The sequence below is a fragment of the Alishewanella aestuarii B11 genome (genome assembly GCF_000280055.1).
Taxonomy (GTDB): Bacteria; Pseudomonadota; Gammaproteobacteria; order Enterobacterales; family Alteromonadaceae; genus Alishewanella; species Alishewanella aestuarii.
Window position 1 is genome coordinate 58848 of sequence record NZ_ALAB01000029.1, and the last position, 9776, is coordinate 68623.

The 9776-nt window shown below is 52.4% G+C and carries 9 protein-coding genes and 1 tRNA gene; 3 read left to right on the forward strand and 7 right to left on the reverse strand.

The window, feature by feature from the left end; genetic code table 11:
- Positions 1–122: 122 nt before the first annotated feature.
- Entirely contained in the window at positions 123–1643 is a 1521-nt protein-coding gene (gene exaC / locus AEST_RS12665; RefSeq protein WP_008609528.1) for an acetaldehyde dehydrogenase ExaC, read from the forward strand.
- A 220-nt stretch (positions 1644–1863) separates the two neighbouring features.
- On the opposite strand, the gene AEST_RS12670 is transcribed toward exaC, so the two are convergent.
- The 7 genes from AEST_RS12670 to AEST_RS12700 form a co-directional block, all read right to left on the reverse strand.
- Positions 1864–1943, reverse strand: a tRNA-Gly gene (locus AEST_RS12670).
- A gap of 137 nt (positions 1944–2080) precedes the next feature.
- Positions 2081–2596, reverse strand: coding sequence for a DUF411 domain-containing protein (locus AEST_RS12675; protein WP_008609529.1), 516 nt, complete (start codon positions 2594–2596; stop codon positions 2081–2083).
- Positions 2597–2616: 20 nt separating this feature from the next.
- Entirely contained in the window at positions 2617–3102 is a 486-nt protein-coding gene (locus AEST_RS12680; RefSeq protein WP_008609530.1) for a YybH family protein, read from the reverse strand.
- Between the two features lie 38 nt (positions 3103–3140).
- Positions 3141–4031, reverse strand: a complete 891-nt coding sequence (locus AEST_RS12685; RefSeq protein ID WP_008609531.1) for a CopD family protein — start codon at positions 4029–4031, stop codon at positions 3141–3143.
- A gap of 17 nt (positions 4032–4048) precedes the next feature.
- On the reverse strand, positions 4049–4444 hold the full coding sequence (locus AEST_RS12690; RefSeq protein WP_008224208.1) for a copper resistance CopC family protein: 396 nt from the start codon (positions 4442–4444) through the stop codon (positions 4049–4051).
- A gap of 33 nt (positions 4445–4477) precedes the next feature.
- The gene (locus AEST_RS12695) at positions 4478–5293 is read right to left on the reverse strand and encodes a copper resistance protein B (RefSeq protein WP_420794943.1); all 816 of its coding nucleotides are present in this window, start codon (positions 5291–5293) and stop codon (positions 4478–4480) included.
- Between the two features lie 356 nt (positions 5294–5649).
- Positions 5650–7461 carry a copper resistance system multicopper oxidase gene (locus tag AEST_RS12700; protein WP_274517120.1) on the reverse strand — a complete coding sequence of 604 codons (1812 nt, stop codon included), beginning with the start codon at positions 7459–7461 and terminating at the stop codon, positions 5650–5652.
- Between the two features lie 155 nt (positions 7462–7616).
- Between AEST_RS12700 and AEST_RS12705 the strand changes: the two genes are divergently transcribed.
- Both AEST_RS12705 and AEST_RS12710 read left to right on the forward strand, forming a co-directional pair.
- A complete protein-coding gene (locus AEST_RS12705) occupies positions 7617–8303 on the forward strand; it encodes a heavy metal response regulator transcription factor (protein WP_008950841.1) in 687 nt (228 codons plus the stop codon).
- A complete protein-coding gene (locus AEST_RS12710) occupies positions 8296–9687 on the forward strand; it encodes a Cu(+)/Ag(+) sensor histidine kinase (RefSeq protein WP_008609535.1) in 1392 nt (463 codons plus the stop codon). The genes AEST_RS12705 and AEST_RS12710 overlap by 8 nt, the downstream gene beginning before the upstream one ends.
- The last annotated feature ends 89 nt before the right edge of the window (positions 9688–9776 follow it).

Consider the following 9776-nt stretch of genomic DNA (forward strand, 5'->3'; position numbering starts at 1 on the left):
CAAGCGTGTTTAACACACCTTCGTTAAGGTGAACTTATGGCGGCTAAAACACAATAACCTTCCGCCAAATTTAGTTAATTAATCACTAAATGCACTATCACTATTTAGACAAAGGATAGACTATGATTTATGCAAATCCAGGTACAGCCGGTGCCTTAGTAAACTTTAAAGCGCAATATGGTAATTATATTGGTGGCGAATGGATCGCTCCCATTAAAGGACAATATTTTGAAAATAAAAGTCCGGTTAACGGCAAGGTGTTTTGTCAGATCCCACGATCTAGCAAAGAGGATATCGAATTAGCGCTCGACAAAGCACATCAGGCTAAAGCCGCTTGGGGCAAGACTTCAGTGGCGACGCGCAGTAATATTTTGTTAAAAATTGCCGATCGCATGGAGCAAAACTTAGAGATGTTGTCGGTTGCTGAGTCTTGGGATAACGGCAAAGCCATTCGTGAAACCTTGGCAGCAGATATTCCGCTAGCTATTGATCACTTCCGCTATTTTGCTGGCTGCATTCGCGCTCAAGAGGGTAGCATTGGTGAGATTGACGAAACCACGGTTGCATACCATTTCCATGAGCCACTGGGTGTCGTTGGCCAAATCATTCCTTGGAACTTCCCTATTTTAATGGCCGCGTGGAAACTAGCACCTGCATTAGCTGCCGGTAACTGTGTCATTTTAAAACCCGCAGAGCAAACGCCCGCTTCTATTTTAGTGCTGCTTGAATTAATCGGCGATTTGCTGCCAGCCGGTGTGCTGAATGTAGTCAATGGCTTTGGTAAAGAAGCCGGTGAAGCCCTGGCCACCAGCACGCGCATTGCCAAAATAGCTTTTACTGGCTCTACGCCTGTTGGCTCGCACATTTTGAAATGTGCCGCAGAAAATATTATTCCATCAACCGTCGAGCTTGGCGGTAAATCGCCAAATATCTTTTTTAACGATGTTATGGACAAAGATGATGCGTTTTTAAGTAAGGCCATTGAAGGCGCTGTACTCGCCTATTTTAACCAAGGTGAAGTCTGTACTTGCCCGTCACGACTGTTTATTCAGGAAGACATTTACGAGCAATTTATTGCGCGCATTTTAGAGCGCACACTACAAATTAAACGCGGCAACCCATTAGACAGCGAAACCATGGTAGGCGCTCAAGCCTCCCAAGCTCAGTTTGATAAAATCTTAAGTTATATTGAAATCGGTAAAAAAGAAGGCGCACAAGTGCTGATCGGCGGTCACGTTGAAGAACTAAACGACGACTTAAACGGTGGCTATTATATTCAGCCGACTATCTTAAAAGGCACTAACGATATGCGGGTGTTCCAAGAAGAGATTTTTGGTCCAGTGATTTCCATGTCTACCTTTAAAGATGAAGCTGAAGCATTGCGACTGGCCAACAGTTCGGAATTTGGCTTAGGTGCGGGTGTGTGGACGCGAAATATGAATCGCGCTTATCATTTTGGCCGCAAAATCGAAGCCGGTCGGGTGTGGACTAACTGCTACCATATGTATCCGGCGCACGCTGCTTTTGGTGGCTATAAAAAATCGGGTATTGGCCGTGAAACGCACAAATTGGCCTTGAATCATTATCAGCAAACCAAGAACCTGTTAGTGAGCTACAGCGAGGATCCATTAGGTTTCTTCTAAGCCAATAAAACCGAATATATAAACCTCAACCCGCACGCATTTGGCTCGATAACAACGGCTTAAAGCAGTTCTAACGCATAATGCACCAGCAGGGGATTTTGTGTTCTAAGAAGGGACTAAATAAGGTGAACAGTGCCACAGAACGTGAATAGGATAACGATGCCAAAAGCGATACCGCAGATGCAAAAAAGCCGCTTGGGTAAGCGGCTTCTTAAGTATTTGGAGCGAGTTACGAGGTTCGAACTCGTGACCTCGACCTTGGCAAGGTCGCGCTCTACCAGCTGAGCTACTACACACCCCACCTGAGATTACGGTAAGGCGCATTCCTTAAGTGCTCTTAGCTATCTAAGCAAAAAGAATTTTCATTTGAAGAACAGTGCTTTGTGAAGTGTCTACTGTTGCTGGTACGTATCATTTTTTTAAGCGCCTATTATTGGCTACTGCATCGAAGCATCGCTGATGTGGGCGTAGACGCTGGCGCTGCCATCTTTGTTTAGCAGCAGAATGTCGTACGGCATAAAGCGGTCTTCGACCTCCATGCCCGGTGAGCCGAGCGGCATCGCCGGTACACTCAGGCCAATCGCATCCGGATGCGACTCAGCGAGGAATTGCCGGATGTATTTAGCAGGGATATGGCCTTCAAAAGCATAGCCCTGCTCCGATACGGCGGTGTGACAGGAATAATACTGTGGTGAGATACCGTAGCGGGCTTTAATGCCACTTAAATCATCATAATTTTTCGTGTGTGCAACCACTCCCTGCTGTTCAAGGTGCAATACCCACTTTTTACAGCAACCGCAGCTTGGCGTTTTGTATACCGTGAGGGTTAGTGCTGCCGCATTGCCAGCACTGTCGGACAAAGCTGTAGTTTCCGGTTTAGCCGGGCCGGCGTCTTTACAACCAGCCAATAGCGCAGTGGCTGCCAGCATTGCCGTTATCAGAGTTAACTTCATAGTGCTCTCCCGCTGTTGCCTTAGTGCGACCAGTGCACATGCACGATCTTCCAACCGTCGCCGTTATCTACCAGCACCAGCGTTTCTTTACTGATAACGTCAACCGGCTTGCCTTTATATTCGCCAGTCAGTTGGCTGCGGCTAACCGAATAGGCCACCTTGCCCAGCACCTTGGTCTGATGTTCCAGCGCCTCTACCTGTACCGCCGCCATAAATTTCATATCGGCCAGCATATGGTGACTGGCATACTCATCTGCCGAGCGCTCTACGCCATTACCTTCGACAATCAGTACGTCATCTGCCAGCATGGCGCGGGCAGCATTGGCATCACCAGCGCGTAACGCCTGATGAAACGCTTTTACCGCCTGAGCGGCAGCGGTGCTTTCGCCGACAAACAAGGCCGGGGCGGCATGCTTTTCATTGCCGTGCGCCTGCACACTAACGGGGCATAGCAACGCCAGGCCCAGGCTGATGGCAGACAAGGTTTGAATTTTATTGCGAAACATATTAGGTATCCTGTTGTAATTATTAGAATAAAGCAGGCTTAATGTGCTAAGCCCACCACAGTGGTAAAGCTGCTGCTGGTTGCCAGAACCAATAGCGCCAACAGCATTTCGATAAAAATAGACCGTGCCAGCAAGCGGCTGTTCTGATGCTGCGCCAACGCTTTCACCAGATTAAATTTATGCCAGGCTGCCAGCAGTAACATAGCCGCGACCAACATCAGCTTTAACAGCATTAAACGACCATAGTCGGTTACAAACAGTGCTGCAGGCGAATCGAGTAGCTGCAGTAGTATCAACACGCCACAGCTGATAAGCACTAACACCACAATTACCGCTACGCGGCCAAACTGCTGCATCAGTGCCAGTAACCTGTCCGGTGCCAAGCGGTAACAGCTTTGCCACAGCGGCAGCAAGGAGCCTACCCAGGCCGCTATTGCCAGCACATGCAGCGTCAGTAACAGCTGCCACAGGCCTGCCAAACTGGCCACATGGCCGGTTTGGCTGAAACTGCCGGCCAGCAAAAACGCAGCCAGGCTAACAAGCGCAATGCTCACCGTGTTGCCGCTGTGTTTAACGCGCCGGGCCCAAAGCCACAGCGCTGCATAACCGCATAACCATAAAAGCAGCTGGGTGCGCATTGCCGATTGCCAAACCATCTGTAGCATCAGCCTGTCGGCCATGCCAGCTACGCCTGTTTCGGCCAGCGCACCAGCCTGCAGCGGCAGATACAGTAACGCCAGCACCATACCTGCGGCCGACCACCCCAGTACAAGGCGTTTTAACCACAGCCGAAAGGCAAGGCTATCAGACGGTGGCTGAGCCAGCGCCGGCAACTGCAGCAAAAACGCCGCACCAATACTGCCGCTAACCGCTAAATAACTCAGCAGCTTGTGGGCGAATAAGGCTAATACCCAGGTATCGCTAAACATCGCCAATCTCAAGCCATCTAGTGCTGATGCGCGTGCGCGCTATCAGCTTTCACCCCGGCGTCAGCGCCGGCGTGGAGCATAAAACTGAAATCACCTTTCATTTTATGACCGTCTTCGCCCAAACCTACCCAGTTAACCTGATAACTACCGATCTCCAGCACTGGCAACGGCCAGCTAAACTGCGTGGCGACAGCGGTGGGCGTAAAGCCAAAATCGACAGTGTTACCGTTATCGTGCAACAGCGTGACTTTCGTCAGCCGGATCGGGCCACTAAAGCTGATACTGAGTACATCCGGTGCCTGCATTAGCATGGCGTTATCCGCCGGCACCGAGCCGCTTTGTTTAACATGCGCCAGCACAGGCCCGGCAAACGCCAAACAGAGCAGAGTAAGTAGCGGGATTAATTTTTTCATGTTGATCACCTTATTTATTAAAACCCTGATCTATTAAAACCAGAAACGCACACCGGCAACCCAGGATGTTTCTGCTGTCGATGCATCCTGCAGGCGGGCAAAATCTGCCGTGTTACCATATTTGTTATGCCACTCTACCCCGACATAGGGTGCGAACTGGCGGGAGAATTCATAGCGCAGCCGAAGCCCTGCCCCCAGTGAAGACAGGCCTTTACCCAGCTGATTGACCTCATCGTCTTTGCCATAGGCTGTCAGCTCCGCCCGGGCCTGCAGGATCAGGCGCTGCGTTAACAGCAGCTCATATTCCGCTTCGGCACTTAACGCGGTGCGACCGCCAGTGCCCAGATAAGCCGTGACATCCACTTCAAACCAGTACGGCGCCAAACCCTGCACACCCAATGCTAACCACTGCCGGTTGGTGCCATCGGCAACCTGATCCAGGCGCAGCCCAAGCTGACCATCCCAATAGGCTGCTATCGCGTGGCTCCATAACAGCTCGGTGCTGCTCTCTTCCAGCTTGCCGTCACTGACTTCAGCTTCGGTTTTCAGCACCAACCGATCATAGGTCGTACCATACCAGGCTTGCAGCTCCAGTTCGCCAGCTTCACTGTCGGCATTGTATTCCAGCCGATCGCCCAGCACGGACCACTGTGGATGTTCAACGCCGTGCTTTAAATGGCGTGAATCGGCCATGCCATAGGGCCCGTCAGTCAGGGTGTAGCCGTTGGAGTAGGCATGTGGATCGCGGGCATTAGCCGGCGCCTTACCGCCTTGCATCTGCATATCGGCATGGTTCATCGTGCTGTGATCCATACTGCTGTGATCCACGGCCTGCTCAGCATGGGGCATTTCACTATGGTTCATCTCGGTATGATCCATTTTGCTATGGTCCACTTCGCTGTGGTCCATCTGGCTATGGTCTACGGCCTGCTCAGCGTGGCCCATTTTACTGTGGTCCATGCCGCTATGATCCATCTGACTGTGATCCATGTCACTAGGGTTCGTCTGGCTATGGTCAACCGCCTGCTCAGCGTGGTTCATCTTGCTATGATCCATTTTGCCGTGGTCCATTTTGCTGTGGTCCATGCCACTGTGCGTTGGTACCGGCGGTTTCTCAGTGGCGTTCTGCGCTGCCACGCCAGGGCTGAGCGCCACAGTACAGGCCAGCGCCAGCAGCGACAAGGTTAGCGTTACGTTGGCTGTTTTCATGACACCACCACTTCTCTGAACATACCCGCATCCATATGGAACAATAAATGACAATGCCAGGCCCAGCGCCCGACATCATGCGGCGTGGTTAAAAAGCTGATGCGCTGCGCCGGTTGCACCGGAATGGTATGGCGGCGTACCTGTGCGGCACCGTTGTCACTTTCCAGATCACTCCACATACCGTGCAAATGCATCGGGTGGGTCATCATGGTGTCGTTTTGCAAGATCACCCGGATACGCTGATTGTGCTTCATATGCACCGGTGTGCTTTTACTGAACTCTAAGCCATCGAATGACCAGGTGTAGCGCTCCATATTGCCGGTCAGATGCAGCTCAATTTCCGCCTCCGGGCCGCCCGGCTCAATAATACCGTCCAGCGAATGTAAATCGGCCAGAGTCAGCGCGCGCCGCCCGGTATTGCGCAAACCAATGCCCGGATCGTCCAGGTTGGTTCTTGGCATATCCACCCGCATATCCACCGACGGGCCATACTCGGTGCTGGCATGACGCACAGTTGAACTGGCTTTGGCATAAGGCACCGCCGGGCCATGCTGACTGTGATCGATAGCCATAGCACCATGCTGGCTATGATCTTCCGCGCCATTGCCGTGCGCCATCGCGCTGTGGCCGTGGCTGTGGCTGTCGCTTGCGCCATGGTTCATATTACCCATCATGTCAGCCATCGTCAGCCACTCCACCGGATCCAGTGCCGGCACCGGGGCGTGCAAGCCCTCGGCCACGGCCAGGGTACCGCGGGCATAGCCACTGCGGTCCATACTCTGGGCGAAAATGGTGTATGCATCCGCTTGTGGCGACACGATAACATCATAGGTTTCGCCCGGGCCAAAGCGGAATTCATCCACCGTCACCGGGTGCACATTCTGGCCGTCAGCCTGCACCACGGTCATTTTCAGCTCGGGAATACGCACATCAAAAAAGCTGTTGCTGGAGCCATTGATAAACCGCAGCCGCACGCGCTCACCGCGCTTAAATAAACCGCGCCAGTTGGCCAGCGGTGTGCTGCCATTCATTAAGAAGGTTAAGACAGCGGCTGACAAATCCGCTAAATCGGTTGGATTCATGCGCATTTGCTGCCACATCTGCCGTTTTGCCAGCGCCGCGTCCAGCCCTCTGTCAGTGATATCGCGCAGCATGTCCTGCACTGTTGGCTGATTAAAATTGTACAAATCACTTTGCACTTTTAATTTGCGAAACACCGTATGTGGATCTTCATCGGTCCAGTCTGACAGCTGCACCACATATTCGCGATCGGCGGCAATTACATCCTGCGCTTTGGGTTCAATGATCAGCGCGCCATACATGCCGGTCATTTCCTGAAAGCCACTGTGCGAGTGATACCAGTACGTGCCGCTTTGCTTTAACGTAAAACGATAGACAAAGGTTTCGCCGGGCATAATGCCTCTGAAGCTCATGCCGGGTACGCCGTCCATCTGGTAGGGTAAAATAATACCGTGCCAGTGAATTGAGCTGGGCACCGACAAGGTATTGGTTACCCGTATGGTGACCTCATCGCCTTCGCGCAAGCGTAAGGTCGGTGCCGGTATCGAACCATTGATGGTGGTGGCTTTACGGACCACGCCGGTAAAATTTACCAGCGCTTCGCCGATGGTTAAATCAATCACGTTACCGCTGAGCTCAGTGGCATAGCCGGTAAAGGCATTATCTTTAAAGGCGCTACCCGCCCTGACGATATGCGGAAAAGTGGCCAGCACGCCGCCCACCGCCAGCCCCTGCACAAACCGGCGCCGTGAAATCGATACCGGCATCATGGTGTTAGCCTTTATCATCTGCAACCTCCAATACTCTCTATATGCGTAGCAGTGTAGAGGACGAAACTGTCAGCAGCATGACATGAACATGACAAAGTTGTAATCTTGCTGTCATGTTGCTGTTTGGCGGTTTATGGCCTAATACTGCCAAAGCTATGTTTGGAGATGACAAGATGCGTTTGCTGATTGTGGAAGATGAACAAAAAACCGGCGACTATCTGAAGCAAGGCCTGAGCGAAGCCGGTTTTCAGGTGTCACTGGTCAGAAATGGCCTGGATGGCCATCATCTGGCGATGACAGAAGATTTCGATTTAATCATGCTGGATGTGATGCTGCCGGACGTCAGCGGCTTACGCATTGTGCAGGCGCTAAGAGAAAACCATAACCACACGCCGGTACTGTTTCTGTCGGCCCGCGACAGTGTCGACGACCGGGTAAAAGGCCTGGAGCTTGGCGCCGACGACTACCTGATCAAACCCTTTGCTTTCTCTGAAGTGCTGGCCCGGGTCAGAACCCTGCTACGGCGTGGTCAGGCCGTACCGCAGTCAGAATTATTGCAGGTCGCCGATTTACAACTGGATATCGCCAAGCGTAAAGCCAGCCGCAGCGGCGCCAAAATAACATTGAGTAATCAGGAATTTAGCTTGCTTGAGCTGCTGATGCGCCGCCGCGGCGAAGTACTGCCACGCTCGCTTATCGCCTCGCAGGTGTGGGATATGAATTTTGACAGCGACACCAATGTTATCGATGTAGCTATCCGCCGCTTGCGCGCCAAAATTGATGATGGCTTTGCGGCAAAACTGATCCACACCGTGCGCGGTATGGGCTATAAACTGGACGATGAGCAAACTGATGCATAAAGCTGGCAAACGCCCTCTCTCGATCACCGTTCGCGTGGTACTTTTTGTCGCGCTAACCATTTCGATTTGCCTGTTCTTCGTGCAGCAATTACTGCTCAGCTCAGTCGAACATCACTTTATCGAGCAGGACGCCGACGAATTAGCCGTGATCCTGCACGCGGTTGAGCACACGCTGACTACCGCTCAGGACGGCCAGCAACAGCCGGCACAGACGCTGGCCAAAGCGGTATCGGGCCATCACGGTGTTTACTATCAGGTGATGGATAGCCAAAACCGCTTACTGTACCGCAATGCCGACGTTGACTTAAGCCTGCTGGCTGCCAACACCCCGGCCAGCGCCGACTACAATGCCAAAACCATCCACCACTGGCAGCTGGACGGCAAAGCCTATCGCGGTGTGTTCAGCCGCCTGACCACGGCAGATCAGGACTATAAGGTAATTGCTGCTATTGATATCAGTTTTCATACCCATTTCTTGGCGCAGTTACAGCGCAGCCTGGGGCTGATTTTACTCGGCTCTGCACTGCTCACCTTGCTGGCGGCCTGGCTGGCGGTGCATCAGGGGTTGAATCCACTCAGAGGCCTTAGCGAACAAATGCGTGATATTCAAACCAGTAAACTGGATATTCGCTTGTCCCCGGGCGAGGTCCCGACCGAACTGCGCCACATGGTGCAGTCTTTTAATCTGATGTTAGATCGGCTGGAGCAGGGGTTTACCAAGCTGTCGCACTTTAGTGCCGACATCGCCCACGAGCTGCGCACGCCGCTGACCAATATGATCACGCAAACGCAGGTCAGCTTATCGCGCGCGCGCAGCGCCGACGAGTACCAGAATCTGCTGTTCTCCAATCTGGAAGAGCTGGAGCGGCTGAATAAAATGATTAGCGATATGCTGTGGCTGGCCAAAAGTGACAATGGCCTGTTAACACTGCAAAAGCAGCCGCTGGAGCTAAAGCAGGAAGTGGCCGCAATTTTCAACTTTTTCGAAGCCTGGGCGGCAGAAAGTCAGGTTGGCCTTAGCTATCACGGTGCCAATATTATTGTGCAGGCAGATCGCACCTTGCTGCGCCACGCCCTGACCAATTTATTATCCAATGCGCTTAGGTATACCCCGCCCGGCGAAACCATTACCGTCAGCACCACCGCAGCAGCCGACAGCACCACCATCACGGTAGAAAACCCGGGCCAGCCGATCCCGCCACAGCATTTGCCGTTTTTATTCGATCGCTTCTATCGTGCTGACGCCTCGCGCCAACGCCAGATAGAAGGCTCGGGTTTGGGCCTAGCCATTACCAAAGCCATAGTCGATGCTCATCAGGGTCAGTTAAGCGTCGAATCAGATGCGCGCTCTACCCGCTTTAGCATCAGGCTTAAACTGGCGTGACGTCGGTTAAACTCACCGCGGTGCTATGCGGTATTAGCCAAGTAACAGATACTCGTACCTAACAAGAAAACAATAGCTAAATAACTGTG